This is a genomic window from Actinacidiphila acididurans, assembly GCF_016918855.1.
Classification (GTDB): domain Bacteria; phylum Actinomycetota; class Actinomycetes; order Streptomycetales; family Streptomycetaceae; genus Actinacidiphila; species Actinacidiphila acididurans.
On sequence record NZ_JADKYB010000005.1, the window covers coordinates 56,848 to 80,132 of the forward strand.

Genomic DNA, 23,285 nt, shown 5'->3' on the forward strand with positions numbered 1-23,285 from the left:
GCGCGGCCGTGATTGTCCGCAGTGCGCATTGGCACCGTGCCGAGGACAGGTGATGGGATGGCGCGCATGAGCGATGAGCTGGGAAGACGCCGGGAGCAGGCGCTGCGGGCGGCGGTCGGGCACGGGCTGGTGTCCGAGGACGAACCGGTCCTGGGGCTGCTGGACGTCGCGGGCATCGGTGAGTCGGTGACCGCGCTCCAGGCGGCCTTCGACGTCCCCGGCGTGCCGGTCACGCACTGCTTCGCGGTCAAGGCCGCCTCGCTCGTGCCCGTCCTGGCGCTGCTCGGCGGGTACGGCATGGGCGCGGAGGTGGCCAGCCCCGGCGAACTGGCCCAGGCCCGGGCGGCCGGCATCCCGGCCGACCGGATCGTGCTGGACTCCCCCGCCAAGACCGTGCCCGAACTGCGCGAGGCGCTGACCCTGGGCATCGCCGTCAACGCCGACAACCCGCAGGAACTCGCCCGGATCGAAGCCCTGCTCGAGCGCACCCCGTCCGTCTCGCCGATCGGCCTGCGGGTGAATCCGCAGGTCGGCGCGGGCAGCATCGGCGCGATGAGCACCGCCACGGCCACCTCCAAGTTCGGGGTGGCGCTGCGCGATCCGGGCGCGCGGGAGTGGGTGCTGCGCGCCTACGCCGAACGGCCCTGGATGAACCGGCTGCACACCCACACCGGCTCCCAGGGCGTCCCGCTGGAGTTGATGGCCGCCGGGGTGCGGGCCGCGTACGAATTGGCCGAGCAGGTCAACGCCGCCGCCGGCCGGCAGCAGATCACCGTGCTGGACATAGGGGGCGGCCTGCCCGTCAACTTCGGCTCCGACGCGATCACCCCCTCCTTCGCCGACTACGCGGACCTGCTGCGCGCCGAGGTGCCCGGCCTCTTCGACGGCCGCTACGGCCTGGTGACGGAGTTCGGCCGCTCGCTGCTGGCCAAGCACGGCACGGTGCTGGCCCGCGTGGAGTACGCCAAGTCCGCCGGCGGCCTGCCGATAGCGGTCACCCACGCCGGTGCCCAGGTGGCGACCCGTACGGTCTTCGCGCCCGACGCCTGGCCGCTGCGGGTGCTCGCGCTGGACGGCCACGGGCAGCCCAAGCAGGGCCCGGACGTGGTCCAGGACGTCGCCGGGCCCTGCTGCTTCGCCGGGGACCTGGTGGCCCGGGGCCGCGCCCTGCCGCTGCTGGCCGCGGGCGATCACGTGGCCCTGCTGGACACCGGCGCGTACTACTTCTCCACCCACTTCGCCTACAACTCGCTGCCCCGCCCGGCCGTCGTCGGCTACACCGTCGGGCCGGACGGCACCGTCGCCTTCGCACCCGTCCGCCACGCCCAGACCCGCGCCGAACTCCTCGCCGAGAGCGGCGCCGGCCTGCCCCCACTGGCCCGTCCCTGAGGCGGCCGCGCTGCGCCGGCCCACCACCACCCGGCGCACCGACCGGAAATCCGGCGTGAACCCGTCGGCCATGCCCCGCCGTCTTAACGAAAATCTGAGAATCCCGGACTAATCTCCCCGGACACGACAGCCGGGTCGCGACGACGCGACGACGAGGAGGAGGGAGCGGGCCGTGGTGCGCGAGGCCTACACGTTGGCACGGGTAGCGGTACGGGTCCGGACGGCGGCCTGCTGGTGCTGGTGGCTGGGGGTCGCCGCGGCGGCGGCCGGCACCGCCGTCACCTTCAGTCCGACCGGCCGCAGGATCGGGGTCATGGCGGGTGCGGCGGCGTTCATCGTCGCGGCGGCGGTCGCGTACCTGGTCCGTGGCCGGAAGTACGACGAACGCGCGCGGGCCGCCTCCCGCGCCGCGAAGGCGGTGGCCCTGGAGGACCGCCGGATCACCGCCCGGATCTGGGTACGGCGCCGCCGGTGGTGGCTGCTGGCGGCCCTCGTCGTGGCCGCCGGCTCCTGCGCGGCCCTGCCCAGCGCCGGGGGCATGCTGCTGGCCGGGATCGGCGCCGGGCTGTGGGCGAAGTCCCGCCGCCTGGCCCGGATCGAACGCTCCCGCGACGCGCTGCTGTGGGTGCGCCCGGACGGCGACCAGGCCGCCTACCAGCTCACCGGCATCGCGGCGGGCGACGCGGCCCCCGGCGGCGGCCCGCGCCGGCGCGCACGCATCGCCTGACCGAGCGCCTGGATCAGCCCCGGGCGGAGTCCCGGACGAGTCCCGGCCGGAGCCCCGTCGTACCACGGGCCGGCGTCACCGCCCCCGCCGTCACCGCCTCGCCCGGCGAGGAGCCCGCACTCCACGAGCGGCCCTCGCCGGCGGCAGGTGGCGGCCAGGGGGGCGAGCGGCCCGACAGCCCCCGCAGCAGCAGCCCTCACTCCGTCAACGACCCCCGCCCCGCGAGGGCCCTCACTCCGTGAACAACCCCCGCGCCGCCGCCCTCGCGTCGAACTCCTCGAGCCGGGCCTGCGCGTCCGGTAGCGCGTCGCACATCGACTCCAGCAGCACCCGGCCCAGCATCATCGGGGCGCAGGCGGTGTCGAAGGCGAGGCCGGTGCCCACGGCGGCCGGCAGCAGGATGTCGCTGTAGCCGGCGACCGGGGCGAATGCGCTGTCGGCCACGGTGACGACGGTCAGCCCGGCCTGCCGGGCGTACGCCAGCGCGTCCACCACCTCCTTGGGGTGGCGCGGCAGCGCGAAGCACATCAGCGCGCCGGCCCCGGCCCGTACCGCCGCGTCGATCCGGTCGGCGAGTTGCGAGCCGCCCTCGTCGAGCAGCCGTACGTCCGGATGCACCTTGGCGGCGAAGTACGCGAACCCGCGGGCCTGCGCGCCGGCCGCCCGCAGCCCGAGCACGGGCAGCGGCCGGGAGCCGGCCAGCACCTCCCCGGCCCGCACCACCGGCTCGGGGTCGGCGAGCAGCGCCGTCAGGTGCCGCAGGTTCTCGATCTCGGCGTGCACGGCCTGCTGGTACTCGTTGTACGCGGCCTCGCGCGCGTCGGCCGGGGCCGGTGCGACCTCGCGCAGGTGGCGGCGCAGCGCCGGGTAGCCGTCGAAGCCGAGCGCCACTGCGAACCGGGTCACCGACGGCTGGCTGACGCCCGCCAGTTCGGCCACCTCCACGCTGGACAGGAACGGCGCCTCCGCCGCCCGGCGGACCAGGCAGTGCGCGATGCGCCGCTGGGTCGGGGTCAGCCGGTGGGCCTCGAACAGCTTCAGCAGCCGCGCCGCCGCGGCCCCCTCGGCCGTCGCCGTACCGCTTTGCAAAGCCGCGCCCGCCCCCGCGTCACCGGTCGTACCGCCGCCGAGGCCGCTTCCGGCGCCACCGCTGCCGCCGCCTGCGCTTCCCATCGCCGCGCTCCCCGTCCCGTCCGTCGTCGCCGTCGCTGCCGTCGCCGTGCCAGCCGTCGTGCCAGCCGTCGTGACAGCCACCGTCACAGCCGCTGCCTTCGTCCCCTGCCGTTATTCAACGGCACCTGACTCTGCATGGCCATATGCAGCCCGTGCAACCCGCAAAGCCCGGGGCCGGGCGGACGATCGTCGTCCGCCCGGCCCCGGCCGTGGTGTCGGTACCGGCTACCGCCGCCGACTCGTGTCATCCAGCTCCGACTGCTCCGGCGACGCCGCCTGCCCGCCGAGCTTGCCCGTCAGGGCCTGCGGCCGGTCGGACCGGTCGGCGTGACCCGGCCACCAGGCGGCGTGCCCGATGAGCGCGGTCAGGCTCGGCGTGAAGAACATCGCCATCACGAAGGCCGCGACCACGATGCCGAAGGCGACCGTGAAGCCCATCTGGGTCAGGAAGGAGTTCCCGGACAGCATGAGCGTGCCGAAGGTCGCCGCCAGGATGAGCCCGGCCGCGCCGATGGTGGGACCGGCGTGCCGCAGTGCCTCGGCCGCCGCCTCCCGCGGCTGCCGGCCCTCACGGGCCTCCTCCCGCAGCCGGGCGATCATCAGGATGTTGTAGTCCGTGCCGATGGCGACCACGAACAGGTACATGATGATCGGCAGCAGGAAGATCAGCCCCGAGCCACGGCCGAAGATCAGCACGGTGGTGCCCAGGGTGGCACCGAAGCCGAGGCCGACCGAGGCGATCAGGTACCAGGGCGCGACCACACTGCGCAGCAGCAGCCCCAGGATGACCATGATCAGAATCGCCGCCACCGGGAAGACCGTCCGGTAGTCGTGGTTCACGGCCGCGTTGATGTCCTTGTAGACCGACGAGGTGCCGCCGACCAGCGCCTGTGTGCCGGGCGGGGCGTTGTCGTGGGCCACCGTGCGGATGCCGCCGACCGCCGAGATCGCCTGGTCACTGGAGGCCTCGTACTTCAGCGTCACCGTGTAGTCCGCGGTGGACCCCGCCTTGTTGACGTCCTTGGACTGGTCGAAGGCGACATCGGCGACACCGGGGGCCTGCCGCAGCTTGTTCGCGTAGGCACTGAAGTCCACGCCGGACAGCGGCTTGCCGTCGGTGCTGCTGAGGTAGACGTCGGTCGGCTCGGCCGCGCCCGCGGAGTACGCCTTCTGCATGGTGTCCTGGACGACCATCGACTCCTTGGTCTTCGGGATGGAGCCGGACGCCAGGTCGTACGACGCCTTGTAGCCCAGGGTGCCGATCGCCAGCAGCAGCATGACCAAGCCGGAGACGATGGCCACCAGGCCGGACCGGCGGCCGACCACGCGGCCGATGGCGGCGAAACGGGCGTTGTTCGGCTCCTGGTGCCACTTCTTGCCGGGCCAGAACAGCGCCCGCGGCGGGATCAGCGAGCAGATCGCCGGGAACAGGGTCAGGCCGGCGATCAGGGTGACCGCGACCAGGATGGCCAGGGCCGGGCCGAGCTGGGTGAGGAAGCCCAGGGTGGACAGTGCCAGCGCGCAGAAGGCGATGATGACCGCGCCGGCGGCCGAGGCGATGGCCTCGCCGACCCGGGTCACCGCGTTGATCATCGCCTGTTTCGGCTCGTCACCGGCGCGCAGCCGTTCCCGGTAGCGGAACATCAGGAACAGGAAGTAGTCGGTGCCGACGCCGAGGACGACCACGATCAGCAGTGCCGAGATCGAACTGTTGGCCTGGAGTCCGAACACCTTGGTGGCGTCCGCGATCAGCGAGTTCGCCACCGTGAAGACCACGCCGATGAGCAGCACCAATGGCAGGATCGCCACGAGTGGCGAGCGGAAGATGATCGACAGCGTGATGATGATGATCAGCAGGGAGCCGAACAGCGCGACCGCGTCCGAGGTCTTGCCGGCGTCCTGCTGGTCGAGGTTCTGCGCCGCCTGACCGCCGACCAGTGTCTTCAGGTGCGTGCCGTGCGCCAGCGCCGCGGCGTCGACGCGCAACGCCTTGGCGGCGTCCGCCTGCTTGGGCTGGCCCTGCGACTTCTTGTCCATCTGGACCAGCGCGGTGTCGTAGTCGCCGTTCTTGGACGGCGTGCCGGCGACGACCGCCTGCACCTGATCGATGCCCTTCTTGCCGAGGGCGGTGGTGATCCGGCTGATGTCGGCCTTGTCGGCCGCGGTCAGCGCGCCGTGGTCGGTGCGCTGGTAGAGCACGATCGCGGCCGGGGTGAAGGCCTGGGGAAAGGCCTTCTCCTGGAGGTTCATCGCCTTGATCGACTCGTAGCTCGACGGCAGGAAGCTGCTCTCGTCGCTGTTGGACGGGAGGTTCGGTGCGGTGGCCACGATCGCGACCGCGGCAACGATCCAGGCCACAAGGGTCCAGACCGGATGGCGGACGACTGTGCGTCCGATGCGGTGGAACATGCGGTGGTGCCTCCATGGCAGGTGGTATCACCGCCGCCCTCTGGAGCGGGCACAGGGCATCGGCGACCCGGGCGAACATCCGCCCGGAAGTGATTTTCGTCAGGGGTTTGGCGTACCAGGGTCGGTGGTACCAGCCGTAGCTTACTTGCCGCCCGACAAGGGGCAAGCCGAGCCCCCGGCCCGTCCCCTACCACTACCGAGGTCACACCGGCGGCAGCAAGTGCTTTTGCGGCTTCCCGATGGCATTGCGCGGCAATTCGGCCAGGAAGCGTACGGCGCGCGGCCGTTTGTGCACCGACAGCCGCGCCGCCACGAAGTCCGTCAGCTCCTGCCCGCTCACCCCGTCGGCCACCACGTACGCCACGATCCGCTGCCCGAGGTCCGGGTCCGGTGCGCCCACCACCGCCGCCTCCCGCACCGCAGGGTGGGCCAGCAGCGCGTTCTCCACCTCGCCGGCGCCGATCCGGTAGCCGCCGGACTTGATCAGGTCGGTGGACGCCCGGCCGACGATCCGGTGGGTGCCGTCCGCCTCGATCGCCGCGATGTCGCCGGTACGGAACCAGCCGTCGGCCGTGTACGAGGCCGCGGTCGCCTCCGGCCGGCCCAGGTACCCGTCGAAGAGGGTGGGGCCCTGCACCTGGAGTTCGCCGATGCCGTCGGCCGCCTCCGCGACCCGGGTGGCGATGCCGGGCAGCACGGTGCCGACCGCGCCCGGCCGCCGCGGCCCGCCGGCCCGGGCGCTCACGGTGATCAGCGTCTCGGTCATGCCGTAGCGCTCCACCGGCTCGTGGCCGGTCAGCGCACGCAGGTCCGCGAAGACCGGATCGGGCAGCGGGGCGCTGCCGGAGACCAGCAGCCGCGCGCCGGTCAGCGCGCGCGCCGCGGCCTCGTCCTTGACCACCCGGTGCCAGACCGTCGGCACCCCGAAGTAGAGGCTGCCGCCGGCCGCCGCGTACGCCTGCGGGGTCGGCCGGCCGGTGTGCACCAGGCGGCTGCCGGTGCGCAGCGCGCCCAGCACCCCCAGCACCAGGCCGTGCACGTGGAACAGCGGCAGGCCGTGCACCAGGGTGTCCTCGGCGGTCCACTGCCAGGCCTCGGCCAGCGCGTCCAGGTCGGCGGCGACGGCCTTGCGGGAGAGCAGGACGCCCTTGGGCGCCCCGGTGGTCCCGGAGGTGTAGAGGATCAGCGCGGGCGCGTCGCCGTCGTCCCCCGCGCCCTCCGTACCGAAGTCGGCGCGCTCGGCGAAGTCCACCGCCACCACCTCGGCGCCGGAGTCCTTCAGGACGTGCTCGCGCTCGGCCGGCCCCGCGTCCGGCGCGACCGGGACCACCGGCACGCCGGCCAGCAGGCCGCCCACCACGGCGGCGACCGTCTCCAGGGAAGCGGTGGCCTCGACCGCGAAGGCCGCCATGCCCGACACCCGCCGGGCCACCGCGCCCGCCGCGCCCAGCAGTTCCTCGTAGGAGCAGGCCCGCCCGGCCACGGTCACCGCGTCGGCCCGGTCCGTGCCCCCGTACAGGGCGGTGAGCACAGGCGCCTCGGGCACCTCGGGCATGGGGTCCTCCTGGGCGATCCTGGGGCTTGGACGGCGGACCCCCGGGGGAAACCGGGGGCTACCCCCATAGTGGCGTACCCGTCCGCTGCCTACGGTGGCCCCATGGACGCCCGCGACCCCGAACTGAGCAAGGACCTCTCCGCCACCTTGCAGGCACGCAAGGACCTCGGGGCGGAGTACGAGTCGGAACTCGTCGACTCCTTCATGGACAAGGTGGCCGAGCGTGTCGACAGCCGCGTGGAGCAACGGGTGCGCCGTGAGCTCGCGCAGCAGCAGACGTCGTCCGCCCGCGCCGACCGCCGCCCGATCGGCCCGCCGCAGCCCAGTGCCCGTTTCGCGCGCTACGGCTTCGCCGGCTTCACGATGATCGCCGCGATCCCGCTGTCCGCCATCGGCGCGGTCAACGCGGGCGCAGGCGGGCTGTTCATCACCTGGGCCGGCATCGTCGGGGTGAACGTCGCGCAGAGCCTGGGCCAGATCTTCGGCCCGCACGCCGGAAAGCAGGCCAAGGACGACGACTGGTCCTGAGAACCTCCGAGGGCCGCCGAGGACCTGAGGAAGCGCTGGGCGAAGGGCCCGCGCAAAAGATAAAGGGCGGGAACCGCCGCACCCCCGGGATTCGCACCCGGAGGGCGGGACGACGGCGGTTCCCGCCGGGACGCGGGCCGGGTCAGGGCCGGGCCGTGCGCGTCCAGGGTCACCATGGATCCGGGAGCCGCTCCGGAAGCCTTGGCGCCACATCTTCGGCCGATCCGTCCGGTGGACCCGTTCGGTTCGACATGTTCAATGTGCCGGACGCGTGTTAAGCGCGTGCTGCGCCAACGTGTCACGGGTGTACCGTTTCCGCGAATCCCGTACGACTCAGGAGCCACGGCACGTACAGCGCGCGCACCAGCCCGCGTACGACTCGCGCGGCGCACGTACGACCGCACGCGCGCCCCCGCGCACCGGCCGGCACCTCTCCCGGCACCGGCCGATACGGCCCGAGCCCCGCCGTCAGGCGCCCGCGTGCACGGCCAGGAAGGCCAGCAGGTCCTGGCGGCTCACCACACCCGTCGGCTTGCCCTCGACCAGCACGATCGCGGCGTCCGCGCCCTCCAGGACGGGCATCAGGTCGCTCACCCGCTCGCCGGAGCCGACCTGCGGCAGCGGCGGGGACATGTGCCGGTCCAGCGGGTCCATCAAGTCGGCGCGCTTGGTGAACAGCGCGTGCAGCAGCTCCCGCTCGACCACCGAGCCGACCACCTCGGCGGCCATCACGTCGGGGTGCCCCGCGCCGGGCTTGACCACCGGCATCTGCGAGACGCCGTACTCGCGCAGCACCTCGATGGCCTGGCCGACCGTCTCCTCGGGGTGCATGTGCACCAGGTTCGGGATGTCGCCCTGCTTGTGCGCGATCACGTCGGCGACCCGCGCCTCGCCCTCCCCCTCGTCCAGGAAGCCGTGCGAGCTCATCCACTCGTCGCTGAAGATCTTCGACAGGTAGCCGCGGCCGCTGTCCGGCAGCAGGACGACCACCACGTCGTCGGGGCCGAGCCGGCGGGCCACGGTCAGCGCGGCCACCACCGCCATCCCGCAGGAGCCGCCGACCAGCAGGCCCTCCTCCCGGGCCAGCCGCCGGGTCATCTGGAAGGAGTCCTTGTCGGAGACGGCCACGATCTCGTCGGCCACGCCCCGGTCGTACGCGTCCGGCCAGAAGTCCTCACCGACGCCCTCGACCAGGTACGGGCGCCCGGAGCCGCCGCTGTAGACCGAGCCCTCGGGGTCGGCGCCGATCACTTGGACCCGGCCGTCGCTGATCTCCTTCAGGTACCGCCCGGTGCCGGAGATGGTGCCGCCGGTGCCGACGCCGGCCACGAAGTGGGTGATCCGCCCGTCGGTCTGGGTCCACAGCTCCGGGCCGGTGGAGTGGTAGTGCGACAACGGGTTGTTCGGATTGCTGTACTGGTCCGGTTTCCAGGCGCCCGGCGTCTCCCGCACCAGCCGGTCGGACACGTTGTAGTACGAGTCGGGGTGCTCCGGGGCGACGGCGGTCGGGCAGACCACGACCTCGGCGCCGTACGCCCGCAGGACGTTGATCTTGTCGGTGGAGACCTTGTCGGGGCAGACGAAGACGCAGCGGTAGCCCTTGCGCTGGGCGACCAGGGCCAGGCCCACGCCGGTGTTGCCGGAGGTCGGCTCCACGATGGTGCCGCCGGGCTTGAGGGCGCCGGACTCCTCGGCGGCCTCGATCATGCGCAGCGCGATCCGGTCCTTGACCGACCCGCCCGGATTGAAGTACTCGACCTTGGCCAGGACGGTCGCCTGGATCCCCTCGGTCACGCTGTGCAGCCGCACCAGCGGGGTGTTGCCGACGAGGCTGATCATCGAATCGTGATACTGCACCGTTTGTCTCCGGGTTCTCCGTGATGGTGGGGCCAGCCTAGGTCTCGCACCGAGTCCGCACGAAACAGGGATGTTGCGGACATTGTTGACGTCGGTGCACGTTGAAGGACGCTGAAGGACACTGCAGGGACGCTGCACAGATGCTGCAGGACGGTTGATAGAGGTTGGCCGGGGCAGGGCAACAGGTTCTCGTACCGGGCAATCGCACAGGAGGTGGCCGGCTCGATGTCGAGAGCGAGGGTGGCACGGCGGATCGCGACGGCGGCGGCGTTCAGCAGCGGCGGAATCAGCCTGCTGGGCGGGGCCGCGGTCGGGGTGCTGCTGACGGAGGCGCGACTGGCCAAGCGGATGGTCGGCGGTTCCGGCGACGTGCCACCGCGCGCCGACGGGCGGTACGGGTCGGCCTTCGCCCACCCCGGCGGCGAGCCGGAGCTGACGCTGGCCATGGTCGGCGACTCCACCGCGGCCGGGCAGGGCGTGCACCGGGCCCGGGAGACGCCCGGCGCGCTGCTGGCCTCGGGGCTCGCGGCGGTCGCCGAGCGGCCGGTGCGGCTGCTCAACGTCGCCCAGCCCGGCGCCCGGTCCGACGACCTCGCCCGGCAGGTGGACCTGCTGGCCGGTCCCTCGGCGACGCCCCCGGACGTCGCCGTCGTCATGATCGGCGCCAATGACGTCACCCACCGCATGCCGCTGGCCACCTCGGTGAGGCTGCTGACGGACGCGGTACGGGTGCTGCGCGCGGCCGGCACCGAGGTGGTGGTGGGCACCTGCCCGGACCTGGGCTCGGTCGAGCCGGTCTACCAGCCGCTGCGGTGGCTGGCCCGGCGGGCGAGCCGGCAGCTCGCGGCGGCGCAGACCATCGCGGTGGTGGAGCTGGGCGCGCGCACGGTCTCGCTGGGCGACCTGCTGGGGCCGGAGTTCGAGGCGCGCCCGCGCGAGCTGTTCGGCCCGGACAACTTCCACCCGTCGGCGGAGGGCTACGCGACGGCCGCCATGGCCGTACTGCCCACGCTGTGCGCGTCGCTCGGCCTGTGGCCGGAGGCCGACGAGCGGCCGGACGCCCGGCGCGGCGAGGGCTTCCTGCCGGTCGCCCAAGCGGCGGCGGAGGCTGCCGCCGAGGGCGGCACCGAGGTCACCGCGGCGCAGCCGGCCGCCGGTCCGCGCGGCCGCTGGGCCCTGCTGAAGCGGCGGCGGCGCCGTCCGCTGGAACGCGAGGCCGCGGCCGAGGGGGCGCCGGGCGAGAACGCGGACGCCGATACCGGGGCTTCGCACGAGTCGGCGTAGCGCCCGCGCAGTGGGCGGCTCGGGTGCACACTGGGTAAGCAAGCGCTCAGAAAGTAGCCCGCATCACAGCCCCGGTCTGCTGACCGCCCGGCTACGTGCGGGTAACTTCCCTGGGAGTCCCGACCGCCCGCCGCTCGCCGAGGAGTGCCGCGATGCCCGAAGCCGTCATCGTCTCCGCCGCCCGTTCGCCCATCGGGCGCGCCTACAAGGGCTCGCTGAAGGAACTGCGCCCGGACGACCTGACCGCCACGATCATCAGGACCGCGCTGGACAAGGTGCCGCAGCTCGACCCGCGCGAGATCGACGACCTGATGCTGGGCTGCGGCCTGCCCGGCGGCGAGCAGGGCTTCAACATGGCCCGGATCGTCGCGGTGCGGATGGGCATGGACCACCTGCCGGGCTGTACGGTCACCCGCTACTGCTCGTCCTCGCTGCAGACCACCCGGATGGCGCTGCACGCGATCCGGGCCGGCGAGGGCGACGTGTTCGTCTCGGCCGGGGTCGAGATGGTCTCCCGCTTCGTCAAGGGCAACTCCGACAGCCTGCCCGACACGGTGAACCCGGTGTTCGCCGAGGCGATGTCCCGCACCGAGCGGCGCGCCGAGCAGGGCGGCGGCGAGTGGCACGACCCCCGCGAGGACGGCGCGGTGCCGGACGCGTACATCGCCATGGGCCAGACCGCGGAGAACCTGGCCGCGCTGAAGGGGATCACCCGGCAGGACCAGGACGAGTTCGGGGTGCGCTCGCAGAACCTCGCCGAGGAGGCGCTGAAGAACGGCTTCTGGGAGCGGGAGATCACCCCGGTGACGCTGCCGGACGGCACGGTGGTGGCCAAGGACGACGGCCCGCGGCCGGGCGTGACCATGGAGGGCGTCGCGGCCCTGAACCCCGTCTTCCGCCCCGACGGCACGGTCACCGCCGGCAACTGCTGCCCGCTCAACGACGGCGCCGCCGCCCTGGTGATCATGTCCGACACCAAGGCGCGCGAACTCGGCATCACCCCGCTGGCCCGGATCGTGTCCACCGGCGTCTCCGCGCTCTCCCCGGAGATCATGGGATACGGGCCGGTCGAGGCGTCCCGGCAGGCGCTGAAGCGGGCCGGCATGGGCATCGGCGACATCGACCTGGTGGAGATCAACGAGGCGTTCGCCGCCCAGGTCATCCCCTCCTACCGGGACCTCGGCATCGACCTGGACCGGCTGAACGTCAACGGCGGCGCCATCGCGGTCGGCCACCCCTTCGGCATGACCGGCGCCCGGATCACCGGCACCCTCATCAACAGCCTTCAGTTCCACGACAAGCAGTTCGGCCTGGAGACGATGTGCGTGGGCGGCGGCCAGGGCATGGCGATGGTGATCGAACGGCTGTCCTGACCGGCCGCGTGATCCTCGCCGTCCGCGCCCGTACCGGAGCCGGTACCGGACGTGACGCGGGTCGGCTGTGACGTAAGTCGCAACGAAATCGCCCCCGGGCCGTGACGTTGCCCGGGGGCGTACCGTTTGCGCAGCTCAGACGGTACGTATACGGATACATCGGATCCCTGGAACCGGACAGTTCACGACTTTCCGTACTGCGAGGGCCAGGGGTTTACCGGCAAAGTGAGGTGAGGGACAAGTTTCGTCCACCGCTGTGGTGGGCATTGCTCGGGTCGCGTCAGTCGGGAGTACCTCAGTGAGTGCCAACGTCACCGTCCTGCTGGTCGCCGCGGGGATCGCCGCGGCCGGGGGGTCAGCCGCCCTGTTCACGGCCCGTGGCATGCGCCGCGAGCTGGCCGCGCTGCGGCGGGAAGTGGCCGGGCTGCGCTTGCCTGGACAGCGGGCGTCCGCCGGCGAGATCCGGGCCGCGGTGGCCGAGGCGCTGGCCGACGAACGGGAACGGGAACTGGCCGAGGCCCGCGCCTTCTGGGCCGAGCAGGAGGCCCGCGAGACCGCCGGCGAGGGCGTCTTCTTCCGCGGCGGCCTGTACGGGGCGACCACCGGCGACAGCGCCGACACCGGCCCGGCGGACTACGAGGTGCCCCCGGTGCTGCCCTTCCTGCCCCGGCAGTCCGACTTCGCCGGGCTGGAGCATCTGGACCGCCGCGACCGTCCGGAGCCCGAGCAGGACACCGCGTCCCCCGTCCCCGGCGCGATTCCGCACCCCTCCGGCCCGGACTTCGTGCCCGCCCCGGTCGTCGCCTCGCAGGACCAGACCGCGGACCGGCTCGCCGACCTCGCCGACGGCCGCATCCCGCTCTCCGACGTGCGGCCCGGCCCGCTCGGCACCCTCGACGTCTACGTCTTCGCCGACGGCACCACGCTGTGCATGACCCCCGGCCACCGCGAGACCGCCCGGCGGCTGACCGACGCGCTCGACCGCGGCGAGGTCCCGGTGCTGCGCGGCGGCTCCGCGATAGCCGGCGCCTACGCGCTCACCTTCGCCTTCGGCGACGAGAGCGTGTACGTCCTCGCCGACCGCGTCGTCGCCTCGCTCTGACCGCTGCGGCGGGAAAGCTTCCGCGGCCCCACCATCGGCCGGGCATCGCTTCCGACCGGCCTGTCGACCGCTGATCCACCGCATCCGCGGCCGACCCGTCGCCGAGCCATCGCCTTCGCGGCCGGCCGACCGATCCCTAGCCCACCGCTTTCGCGGCCCGCTCCATCCGCTCCAGCGCCTCGGCCAGCACCTCGTCCGCGCGATCCCGGTCCGCGCCGGCCAGCGCCGCCACCAAGTCGTGGCCCGCTACGGCCAGTTGATCGCCGACGGTGAAGATCCCGTCGTCCGGCAGTTCGTACGGCTCGCGTCCGGGGAACTCGAGCAGCTGGGCCCGCCAGGTCAGCCAGCGGGCCGTGTCCAGGCCCTCGGCGGCGGCACCGGCCAGCAGACGGCGCTGCGGCAGCGAGCGCAGCCTCCCGGCGAGGCGTTCCACGCCGGCGTGCAGCGCGTTGGTGTCGGACATACCGGCGACCCTACCCGGGCGGCCCGCACGAGCCCCCGCAGAACCCCCGCCGCGCCCGGACCTCTCCCCAACCTCCCCCGGCGGACCGCCGATACGGCCCGCGGCAGGCTTCGGCCACTGCCCCGTCGGTATCGCGTCATCCTCCGGCGCGCTCGCGCATATCGAGATCCGGCCGTCCCCGATGGTTGCCAAGAACCGACCGCTCGGGCACGGTGGGGTGACCGGACCACATACCGGAGGCGCCGATGTACCACACGCACTACTCCGAGGAAACCCACCGGAACCTGCTCGACCACATCCCTTCCTGCACGGGCCGCGAGGTCAGCGACTGGCTGCGAGCCGTCGCGGACGGTCCCTCCTTCCTCCGCTTCGACGAGAAGGTGAGCTGGCTGCGCGCCGAGCACGACCTCTCCTACGGGCACGCCAAGGCCCTCGTCCACGAGTACGACCTGCGCCGGGCCGCCCGGAATCTCCTCTAGCCGCCCGTTTTCGCCACTCTCTCCCCACACTTCGCACAGCTTCTTCACGCCGACTCGACTGACTCGACTCCACGACACGACGCCGTCCGCCGCCGCCGGTGACGGCCCCGGGCCGCCCGCGAGCCATTCCGCTTCCGGGCGGCCCGTCGTGTGCCGGGCGGCTCGCCGGATCACCGCGGGTGAGCGGGCCGGAGGCGGCGGTACGGAACGCCGCCCGGCGTCCGGTCAGCCGCGCCGGCGGCGGAAGAGGCCGCGGCGCTTCCCGCGCGGCTCCTCCCGGCCCGCGCCGGAGCCCGCGGCACCGGCCGGATCCGTACTCTGCGCGCCGCCGTGGGCCGGGGTCGGGCGGCCGGTTCCGGTGCCGTCCGCGCGTCCTCCGGGGCCCTCGGGCCCCCCGCGGTCCTTCCGGTCGCGGGACGCGGCGCGGGCGGCCTCGGCCATCTCCTCGGCGCGCTCCCGGGCGTCCTCGGGCTCGGGGCCCTCCTCGGCGCGGCGCACCGCGGCCAGCATCTCGCGGGCCAGCCGGGTCCAGGACTCCTCCAGCCACGGGCAGAGCAGCACCAGGCGGCACAGCGAGGCGAGAACTGTCACCTCGCGGGTCTGCCAGGCCTGGGCCGCCATCACCAGCCGGGCGGCCACCCGCTCGCCGGCCTCGGCGCGTGTCTCCGGCTGCATCCAGGCGGTGGCGACCAGGGCGAAGGCGGCCGCCTCGCACACCCAGTCCTCGGGGCCGTCCAGCAGGTCCAGCAGGACCCGGCGGCGGTCGGAGTCCGGCCAGGGCTGGTCGGTGCGGTGGTGCGCGAGTCCGAGGCAGGCGAACGCCTGCACCGCGCGTATCCACAGCTCGGGACGGTGGTCGCGCAGGAAGCGGCCCTGTTTGTCGTCCGGCGCGGCGGGCGGGTGCACCAGGACGCCGAGCAGGTCCGCCACGGCCAGGCCGGACAGCCGGACCGCGTGGTCGTAGGCGGCGGGGATGTGCGGCCAGTTCACCGAGGCGGTGTCCCGCAGCAGTTCGGCGGCCCGCGGGGAGGACGGCGGCACGGCCGGCAGGGCGCGCAGGCCCTCGTACCGCCACACCTGGGTGGTGACCGGCCGGACCGGTTCGCGGGGGTCGGGATGGCCCACCGACTGGTTGACGAGGTCCCCGGCGGGAAAGGCGGCGAGGAAGGCGAGCGCCGCAGAAGGCGGCTCGATCGCGGAGGTGGCGAGCTGGATCTCGTGGCCGCGGGTCCCGTCGGCGCCCGGGCTCTCCAGCATCTGGTGCAGCACGTTGACGGTCGCCTCGGTGGCCTGGGCGACCACGCCGAGCCAGGGCTCCCATTCGCTGTGCCGGGCCAGCACCGTGGCGGCGTACGGGTGGTCGGGGCGGTTGCGCAGATGGTCGGCTAGGGCCAGCAGGTGCGCCGGGTCGCCGTCCGCGGCATAGCGCACCCCGTGGACGGCCGGGGCGGCCTGCGGGTGGCCGGGGTCGGCCGCCGCCGCGCGTTCGGCCCAGGGCAGCCCCTCGGCGGCGCGGCCGGTGGTGGTCCACAGCTCGGCGATGTCCACCATCAAGGACAGGTCCGACGGGTCGCGTTCGGCCTCCTCCTGCCAGATCCGCAGGGCGTCGTCGGCGCGGCCGGCGGCGCGCAGCGCGTAGCCCAGCATGACGTCCGAGACGTGGTCGGGCCGGATCGCGCGGGCCTGCTCGGCCCAGGCGACGGCGGTCGGCGCGTCGCCCATGCGGCGGGCCAGACCCGACGCTATGGCGGCGAGCCGGCCGTCCTCCGGGTGCTCCCGCACCGCGGCGCGGGTCAGCGCGTAGAAGGGGTCGAGCGCGCCGCGGACGGCCTCGGGCAGCGGGTCGGGCAGGGCGCCGCCGACCACGCGGGCCAGCGCCTGGGTCAGCACGGCCGGGGGCAGCAGGCCGGGCAGTTCGTCCCGGCCGAGCCAGGCGACATGCGTCCACGGCCGTTCGGGTTCGGCGCGGACCACGGCGGCGAGCAGCATCAGCGCCTCCGCCCAGTTGCCGCAGGCGGCCTCCAGGTGGGCGCGGCAGGCCACGGCGCCGGTGAACCCGCTGTCCGCGGGGAAGAGTTCGAGTGCGGCGAAGGCTCCGCCGGACCGGGTGGCGAGTTCGGCGAGCGCTTCGTGGGTCTCGGGGAGGAGGGGGTCCATCGCCATGGCGTTGCCCAGGTGGCTCGCGGCGTGCGACAGGTCGCCGCCGTGCATGATCAGCCGGGCGAGGGCCGTCTCGCCCTCGGCCGCGGACCGCGCCTCACCGGCGCCCGCGCGCAACTCCGCGTCCCCCTCGTGCAGTTCGTCCATCGGCTGGCACCCCTCCCGTGCGTTCCCGGCCGGCCCGGCGGACGGACCGCCGTCGCGACAGACGGTAGCCCCCACCACTGACAACGCCCGTCGCAGGGGCCGCGGTCGGCCCGGCGACGCACGCGGGCGCCCGCCGGACGGCCCGATTCACGGTGGACTGCGGCGGCCCCGCGAGGTATCACTGAGGAGTGGAAGCGAACGTCCGTTCGAAAATCAGGGAGCAGGCGACCTCCAGGGAGCAGGCGATGCCACGCCCCGACCACATCCGAGCGCTGCACGCGGCCCTGCTCACCGCCGCGCGCGGCCTGCCCGTCATCCCCCTGTCCCGTACCAAGCTGCCCGCCGTGCGGTCCCCGCACCGCGACGAGCCGCGGCTGACCGCCTGCCGCGGGGAGTGCGGCCGCCCCGGGCACGGCGTGCACGACGCCACCACCGACCCCGACCGGATCCGCGCGCTGTTCGCCGTAGCGCCCTGGGCGACCGGGTACGGCGTCGCCTGCGGCCGGGCGCCGTACCACCTGGTCGGCGTGGACCTCGACGTCAAGCACGGCTTCGACGGGGTCGCCGCCCTGCACTCACTGGCGCGGACCCAGGGCTTCGCGCTGCCGCAAACGGTTACCGTGCTCACCCCCAGCGGGGGTCGTCACCTGTGGTTCTCCGCGCCCGGTCCGGTGCCCAACTCGGTCGGCCGGCTGGGCCGCGGAATAGACGTGCGGGGGCTGGGCGGCTACGTGGTCGGCCCCGGCTCGCGCACCCTGGCCGGCCGTTACCTCCTGGCGCCGGGTTCGGACGGGCACCCGCTGGCCGCCGCGCCTGCGCAGCTGCTGAAACTGGCGGCCCCACCGCCCCCTCCGCCGCCCGCTCCAGGGGCCGGCGCGCCGCGCCACCCGGCGGAGAAGCGGGCCGCGGCGCTCGTCCGGTTCGTCCTGGATTCACGGGAGGGCGAGCGCAATGGACGCTTGTTCTGGGCCGCCTGCCGCGCCTATGACGCGGGCATGGGTGATGCGCTGGCGCCGGCTCTGGTGACGGCCGCGGTGCACACGGGGCTGAGCGAGCGGGAGGCAGCCGCCACGGTGGCTTCGGCCGGGCGGCTCAGGTCCTCCGCTGAGCCCTGATGTGTGCCCGGAGCCGGACTCGAACCGGCACGCCCTCTGGGGGCAGCGAGGTTTAAGCTCGCCGTGTCTGCGTTCCACCATCCGGGCCGGCGGGGCGCAGTGAAAGCGTATCCGGCTTGCGACACGCAAGCAGGACGGCCAAGTGGCCATGTTGTCTTATTTTAGGGGTTACTGACGGACCGTCATGCACCTCCGCATGGCCCCGGTGCACGGCAGACGGCTCTCATTCCCACTCCGGAACCCGGCCCTCCCTTCACACAGAAGTGACGTGAAATCGCTCTCAGCTACCGGCGATTTTCGGCCTCGACCACCCCGCCGCAGCCCTTGTACGTGCATAAATCCATGAGAGCGACCGCATCAAGACAGCCATTCGGCGCGCGTGCGGGGCATCCCGGATGCACCGCCGTCGGCCGTGCGGACGGCCAGTACCTGATTGACGCCGATCCGGTTGCGCTCGAAGGACAGTGCGGAAGCGGCCATGTAGAGCCGCCACACCCGGGCCCGCCCCTCGGAGGTGACCGCGGCGGCCTCGGCCCACCGCTGCTCCAGGTTGCGCACCCAGGCCCGCAGCGTGCGCCCGTAGTGCTCGCGCAGCGCCTCCACGTCCCGCACCTCGAACCCGGCGTCCTCCAGCCGGGAGACCGTGGCACCCAGCGGCGCGAGCTCGCCGTCGGGGAAGACGTACCGGTCGATGAACTCGTCGACGTGGTACGCCTCCTCGTCGGCCACCGGGCGGCGGGCGATCTGGTGGTTGAGCAGCCGGCCGCCCGGCCGCAGCAGGTCGTGCAGGGTCCGGGCGTACTCCAGGTACTGCCGCGAGCCGACGTGCTCGGCCATCCCGATCGACGAAACCGCGTCGTACGGCCCGTCCCTGACGTCGCGGTAGTCCTGGACCCGGATCTCCACCCGGTCGGTCAGGCCCGCGTCGGCCACCCGCTTGCGGGCGTACGCGGCCTGCTCGGTGGACAGGGTCACGCCGGTGGCCCGTACGCCGTAGTGCTCGGCCGCGTACAGCACCATGGAGCCCCAGCCGCAGCCGACGTCCAGCAGCCGCATTCCCTGGCGCAGCCCCAGCTTGCGGCAGACGAGGTCGAGTTTGGCCCCCTGCGCGTCCTCCAGGGTGCCGTCGGGGCCGGCCCACAGGGCACAGGAGTAGACCATGGAGGGGCCGAGCACGAGCTCGTAGAAGTCGTTCCCGACGTCGTAGTGGTGCGCGATGGCGGCCTTGTCGCGGCGCTTGGTGTGCGCCAGGCCGCTGCGCACCCGGACCTCCTCGGGCGGCGGCGCGGGCGGCAGGCCGGGGCCGGCCAGGGCCAGCACGTCGCGGGCGAAGCGGTAGGTGGCCGGATCGCGCAGCGCCTTGAGGACGGCGCGCGGCCCGGACGCCGCCGCCGATGACGACCCCGAGCCGAACCCGGGAGCGTTTTCGCCGCGCTCCCACACCAGCCCGGACAACAGGTCGAGCGCGGCGTAGAGGCCGCCCTCGATGTCGATGTCGCCGGCCACCCAGGCCCGGACCAGACCGAGTTCGCCGGGGCGCCACAGCAGCCGGCGCAGGCCCCGGCGCCTGCGCAGGACGAGCACCGGAGCGCCGGACGGCCCGGCCTCGCTTCCGTCCCAGGCACGCAGCCGCAGCGGAAACGAGGACGAGAGGGCGTGTTCGGCGAGTTCGACAAGTCTGGGAGCCGCGTCAGCCATGTTTCTGAGCGTACGACTGAATTTCACCCGCGCCATGCAAATCTGCCGACCGGATACACGTACTTACGCCGGAAGGGCGCGCCGGTCACGCTGTGACACACGGAAGGCGGCCGGGAGTACGGAGGGTGTACGGCGGCGGTACGGCCAGTCGGTACAGCCGAAAGAAAAAGGGCGCCCGCACCACGGATGGCGGGCGCCCTTGTGAAGCGAGCGCGCGGACCTCGTTGTCCGACGGTATGTCAGCCGGTGCCCGTCAGGGGTCCGACGGGCGGCGCGGCGCGGGCGTCAGGACGCCGCGGCGGTCTCGGCCGGCTTGTCGCCGCCGCTGCGCGGCTTCTCGGCGACGGCGGCCGGAGCGGGGGCCGGGCGGGCGGCCTCGTAGAACTCCTCGCGGGGGTTCTCGACGGCACCCAGGGAGACGACCTCGCGCTTGAGGAACATCGCCAGCGTCCAGTCGGCCAGGACCCGGATCTTGCGGTTCCAGGTCGGGACCGCCAGGCCGTGGTAGCCACGGTGCATGTACCAGGCGAGCCGGCCCTTGAGGCGGATCTTGGTCTTCTTGCCGACCACGATCATGGCGACGCCCTTGTGCAGGCCGAGGCCGGCCACCGCACCCTTGTTGGCGTGCCGGTACTCGTGCTGCGGGAAGCCGCGCATCCCGGAGATCACGTTGTCACCGAGCACCTTGGCCTGGCGCAGCGCGTGCTGGGCGTTCGGCGGGCACCAGGCACCCTCGCCGGCGGCCAGGTCCGGGATCTGGGCGTTGTCGCCGGCGGCCCAGATGTAGTCGCTGCCCTGCACCTGGAGGGTGGCGGCGGTGTCCACGTGACCGCGCGGGCCGAGCGGCAGGCCGAAGCGGGCCAGCGCCGGGTTCGGCTTCACGCCGGCCGTCCACACGATGGTGGAGGCGTCGACCTCAAGACCGTTGGCGAGCACCACGTGCTTGTCGACGCAACTCTTCATGGACGTGTTGAGGTAGACCTCGATGCCGCGCTCGCGCAGGTGCTCCAGACCCCAGGCACCCAACTGCGGGCCGACCTCGGGCAGGATCTTGTCGGCGGCGTCGACCAGGATGAAGCGCATGTCCTCGCGCTTCACGTTCGGGTAGTACTTGGCCGCGTCGCGTGCCATGTCCTCGACCTCGCCGACGGTCTCCGCACCGGCGAAGCCGCCGCCGACGAAGACGAAGGTGAGCGCCTTGCGGCGGACGTCCTCGTCGGTCGTGGAGTCGGCCTTGTCGAGCTGCTCCAGCATGTGGTTGCGCAGCGCCATGGCCTCCTCGACACCCTTCATGCCGATACCGTTCTCGGCCAGGCCGGGGATCGGGAAGGTGCGGGAGACCGCGCCGAGCGCGATCACGAGGTAGTCGAAGGGAAGCTCGTAGGACTCGCCCACGAGCGGCTCGACCAGCGCGACCTTGCGGTCCTGGTCGATGGAGGTGACCCGGCCGGTGAGCACCTCGGCGCCCGGGAGCACGCGTCGCAGCGGGACGACGACATGCCGCGGGGAGATGCTGCCTGCTGCGGTTTCGGGAAGAAAGGGCTGGTACGTCATGTACGAGCGCGGGTCGACGACCGTGACGGTCGCCTCCCCGTACCGCATCTTCTTCAGGATGCGGCGCGCCGCGTACAGGCCGACGTAACCGCCGCCTACTACGAGGATCCGTGGACGCTCCGTGGTGCTCATGCTTCGAGTATCCAGCACGGTGGGAGGGCCCCCTCGTGAGCCCCTTCACAAGGGTCTGGACACCCTCTGCTACACTGCGCCGCCGCACGTCAGAGGGGTACGGAGCCGGTCCCGGCCACCCAGCGCCCCCCGTCGTTATACATGCCCCTGAGCAGCGCCGATCGCCCCGCGGGGAGCGAGAACCGGCCACCGTGGCGCGCCGAGAAGGCGCCGACACCCTAGGGATTCCAGGGGAATTGAGGCTCCGGGCCTTGGAAAGTTGGGCCACGAACCGGGAACTTCATGTGAAGAGTTTCACAAAGGTTTTTTCGCGCCGCCCGCGGGGCCGCCCGCAGGCCCCTCTTGGGCCGCCCGCAGGCCGCTCACCAGCAATGACGGCATCTCAGGTGAGCGGCGCGCGGGCGGCTCAGACCGTGCCTGCGGCGTGAAAACCGATGCCGTCGAGGATGTCGTGCTCGCTCACCACGACCTCCTGGGCGCCGGTGCGCTCCATGATCCGCAGCAGCACCAGGGCGCCCGCGGCGATCACGTCGACCCGGCCCTCGTGGATCACCGGCTGCGCGGCCCGTTCCGCGCGCGTGGCCGCCAGCAGCCGCGCGGTGATCTCGCGGACCTTCGCCAGGGAGACGCGCGAGTGGTGGATCACCGAGGAGTCGTACGCCGGCAGCTCCAGCGCCAGGGCCGCCACGGTGGTCACCGAACCGGCCAGGCCCACCAGGGTGCGGGCCTGCTCCAGCGGCACCGTGCGGGCCGCCTCGTCCAGGGCCGCGTCGATGTCCGCGGTCATGGCGGCGATCCGGTCGTCGGGTGGCGGGTCGGCGAGCACGCCGTCGTGCACCAGGTGCCGTTCGGTCATCCGGACGCAGCCGACGTCCACCGAACGGGCCGCGCGCACCTGCTCGGTGCCGAGCACGAACTCCGTCGAGCCGCCGCCGATGTCGACCACCAGATACGGCGGTTCGAGCCCGTGCTCGGGGCCGAGCTCCCGGGTGGCGCCGGTGAAGGAGAACGCGGCCTCCTGGTCGCCGGTGATCACCTCGGGCTCGACGCCCAGGATGTCGCGTACGCCCCGAACGAAGTCCTCACGGTTCTCCGCGTCCCGGGAGGCGGAGGTGGCCACGAACGAGATCCGCTCGGCGGGCACGCCGTGCTCCCGGATCACGGCGGCGTACTCCCGGCAGGCGGCGAAAGTGCGCTCCAGCGCCTCGGGGGCGAGCCGGCCGGTCCGGTCCACGCCCTGGCCCAGCCGGACGATCCGCATCCGGCGGTCCAGGTCCTTCAGCTCGCCGGTGCTCGGGTCGATGTCGGCCACCAGGAGCCGGATCGAGTTGGTGCCGCAGTCGACGGCCGCGACGCGCGTGGTCACTTCCGTTCCTCCCCTTCGCCGTTGCCGGGCAGGTCGTGGTTGCCGGACAGGTCGTCGTTGTCGTGGGCGGTGTGGTGGGCGGTGTCGTGGGCGGTCCGGTCGGCGGTCGCGTGGGTGCTCTCGCCGGCGGCGGTGTCCTCGCGGGGCACGCACGGGCCCTTGGCCCACCACTCGGGCAGCATCGCGAGTGTCTCGTCGCCCAGCGGGTTGACGCCGGGGCCGGCCGCCAGCGAGTGGGCGGCCAGTACGTGCAGGCACTTGACCCGGTCCGGCATGCCGCCGGCGCTGGGGAACCCCGCCAGCACCTCCACCGCGTCGCGGCGGGCGATGTAGTCCTCGTGGGCGGCGCGATAGGCCTCGGCCAGTTCCGGCTCGCTGCCCAGGCGCTCGGTCATGCGCTTCATCACGCCGTCCGCCTCCAGGGTGCCGATCGCCGAGGCGGCGCGCGGGCACGTCAGGTAGTACAGCGTCGGGAAGGGCGTACCGTCCTCCAGCCGCGGGCTGGTCTCCACCACATCGGGATTGCCGCAGGGGCAGCGGTGGGCGACCGCGCGCAGGCCACGCGGGGGGCGGCCGAGCTGGGCGTGGACGGCGGCCACGTCGGCGGCGGACGCGGGCTCGGCGTGCGGGGCGGTGAGGGGGTGCGGGTGGTTGTCCATGAGCCGTTCTGCGGGTGTGAGCCGGTCTGCGGGCGAGCGGCGAGGGGCGCGAGGTCGGGGTCGGGGGAGGCGGGGTCGGTCGAGGGGTCGGGGCGGTTCGCCGGCTCCGGCGCCG

General features: G+C 73.3%; 18 protein-coding genes and 1 tRNA gene. 8 read left to right on the forward strand and 11 right to left on the reverse strand.

All coding sequences use genetic code 11. The features are described 5' to 3' along the window. Window positions 1-66 precede the first annotated feature (66 nt). Window positions 67-1,389: a type III PLP-dependent enzyme domain-containing protein gene (locus ITX44_RS10505; protein ID WP_205356842.1), complete on the forward strand. Its 1,323-nt coding sequence runs from the start codon at window positions 67-69 to the stop codon at window positions 1,387-1,389. 172 nt (window positions 1,390-1,561) lie between these two features. After that, entirely contained in the window at window positions 1,562-2,116 is a 555-nt protein-coding gene (locus ITX44_RS10510; RefSeq protein ID WP_205356843.1) for a hypothetical protein, read from the forward strand. Between the two features lie 231 nt (window positions 2,117-2,347). Here the strand turns inward: ITX44_RS10510 and ITX44_RS10515 are convergent, their stop codons facing one another. From ITX44_RS10515 to ITX44_RS10525, 3 genes are all read right to left on the reverse strand, one after another. Beyond that, complete coding sequence (locus ITX44_RS10515) at window positions 2,348-3,289, reverse strand: MurR/RpiR family transcriptional regulator (RefSeq protein ID WP_205356844.1); 942 nt, start codon at window positions 3,287-3,289, stop codon at window positions 2,348-2,350. Window positions 3,290-3,514: 225 nt separating this feature from the next. Continuing rightward, window positions 3,515-5,698, reverse strand: coding sequence for an MMPL family transporter (locus ITX44_RS10520; RefSeq protein WP_205356845.1), 2,184 nt, complete (start codon window positions 5,696-5,698; stop codon window positions 3,515-3,517). Between the two features lie 202 nt (window positions 5,699-5,900). Then, a complete protein-coding gene (locus ITX44_RS10525) occupies window positions 5,901-7,253 on the reverse strand; it encodes an acyl-CoA synthetase (RefSeq protein ID WP_205356846.1) in 1,353 nt (450 codons plus the stop codon). Window positions 7,254-7,355: 102 nt separating this feature from the next. Between ITX44_RS10525 and ITX44_RS10530 the strand changes: the two genes are divergently transcribed. Then, complete coding sequence (locus ITX44_RS10530) at window positions 7,356-7,781, forward strand: hypothetical protein (RefSeq protein WP_205356847.1); 426 nt, start codon at window positions 7,356-7,358, stop codon at window positions 7,779-7,781. Window positions 7,782-8,249: 468 nt separating this feature from the next. Here ITX44_RS10530 and ITX44_RS10535 read toward each other — a convergent pair whose 3' ends face one another. After that, complete coding sequence (locus ITX44_RS10535; RefSeq protein ID WP_205356848.1) at window positions 8,250-9,638, reverse strand: cystathionine beta-synthase; 1,389 nt, start codon at window positions 9,636-9,638, stop codon at window positions 8,250-8,252. 225 nt (window positions 9,639-9,863) lie between these two features. Between ITX44_RS10535 and ITX44_RS10540 the strand changes: the two genes are divergently transcribed. The 3 genes from ITX44_RS10540 (at window position 9,864) to ITX44_RS10550 (ending at window position 13,397) form a co-directional block, all read left to right on the forward strand. Further along, window positions 9,864-10,922 (forward strand): SGNH/GDSL hydrolase family protein, encoded by a 1,059-nt coding sequence (locus tag ITX44_RS10540; RefSeq protein ID WP_205356849.1) that lies wholly within the window; start codon window positions 9,864-9,866, stop codon window positions 10,920-10,922. 152 nt (window positions 10,923-11,074) lie between these two features. Continuing rightward, complete coding sequence (locus ITX44_RS10545; protein ID WP_205356850.1) at window positions 11,075-12,295, forward strand: acetyl-CoA C-acetyltransferase; 1,221 nt, start codon at window positions 11,075-11,077, stop codon at window positions 12,293-12,295. Window positions 12,296-12,593: 298 nt separating this feature from the next. After that, complete coding sequence (locus ITX44_RS10550; protein WP_205356851.1) at window positions 12,594-13,397, forward strand: hypothetical protein; 804 nt, start codon at window positions 12,594-12,596, stop codon at window positions 13,395-13,397. 136 nt (window positions 13,398-13,533) lie between these two features. Here ITX44_RS10550 and ITX44_RS10555 read toward each other — a convergent pair whose 3' ends face one another. Next, the gene (locus ITX44_RS10555; protein ID WP_205356852.1) at window positions 13,534-13,860 is read right to left on the reverse strand and encodes a hypothetical protein; all 327 of its coding nucleotides are present in this window, start codon (window positions 13,858-13,860) and stop codon (window positions 13,534-13,536) included. Window positions 13,861-14,105: 245 nt separating this feature from the next. On the opposite strand from ITX44_RS10555, the gene ITX44_RS10560 reads away from it, so the two are divergent. Then, window positions 14,106-14,339: a DUF4287 domain-containing protein gene (locus ITX44_RS10560; protein ID WP_205356853.1), complete on the forward strand. Its 234-nt coding sequence runs from the start codon at window positions 14,106-14,108 to the stop codon at window positions 14,337-14,339. A 225-nt stretch (window positions 14,340-14,564) separates the two neighbouring features. Here the strand turns inward: ITX44_RS10560 and ITX44_RS10565 are convergent, their stop codons facing one another. Further along, complete coding sequence (locus ITX44_RS10565) at window positions 14,565-16,646, reverse strand: tetratricopeptide repeat protein (protein WP_205356854.1); 2,082 nt, start codon at window positions 16,644-16,646, stop codon at window positions 14,565-14,567. Window positions 16,647-16,891: 245 nt separating this feature from the next. Between ITX44_RS10565 and ITX44_RS10570 the strand changes: the two genes are divergently transcribed. Next, on the forward strand, window positions 16,892-17,761 hold the full coding sequence (locus ITX44_RS10570; protein WP_205356855.1) for a bifunctional DNA primase/polymerase: 870 nt from the start codon (window positions 16,892-16,894) through the stop codon (window positions 17,759-17,761). A 4-nt stretch (window positions 17,762-17,765) separates the two neighbouring features. Here the strand turns inward: ITX44_RS10570 and ITX44_RS10575 are convergent. The 5 genes from ITX44_RS10575 to ITX44_RS10595 all read right to left on the reverse strand — a co-directional run bounded on the left by ITX44_RS10575 (window position 17,766) and on the right by ITX44_RS10595 (window position 23,170). Beyond that, window positions 17,766-17,848 (reverse strand) — tRNA-Leu (locus ITX44_RS10575). 270 nt (window positions 17,849-18,118) lie between these two features. After that, window positions 18,119-19,459 (reverse strand): SAM-dependent methyltransferase, encoded by a 1,341-nt coding sequence (locus ITX44_RS10580; protein WP_205356856.1) that lies wholly within the window; start codon window positions 19,457-19,459, stop codon window positions 18,119-18,121. A 285-nt stretch (window positions 19,460-19,744) separates the two neighbouring features. Next, window positions 19,745-21,145, reverse strand: a complete 1,401-nt coding sequence (locus ITX44_RS10585; protein WP_205356857.1) for an NAD(P)/FAD-dependent oxidoreductase — start codon at window positions 21,143-21,145, stop codon at window positions 19,745-19,747. A 406-nt stretch (window positions 21,146-21,551) separates the two neighbouring features. Next, a complete protein-coding gene (locus ITX44_RS10590) occupies window positions 21,552-22,511 on the reverse strand; it encodes a Ppx/GppA phosphatase family protein (RefSeq protein ID WP_205356858.1) in 960 nt (319 codons plus the stop codon). Next, on the reverse strand, window positions 22,508-23,170 hold the full coding sequence (locus tag ITX44_RS10595) for a DUF501 domain-containing protein (RefSeq protein WP_205356859.1): 663 nt from the start codon (window positions 23,168-23,170) through the stop codon (window positions 22,508-22,510). The genes ITX44_RS10590 and ITX44_RS10595 overlap by 4 nt, the downstream gene beginning before the upstream one ends. Window positions 23,171-23,285 lie beyond the last annotated feature (115 nt).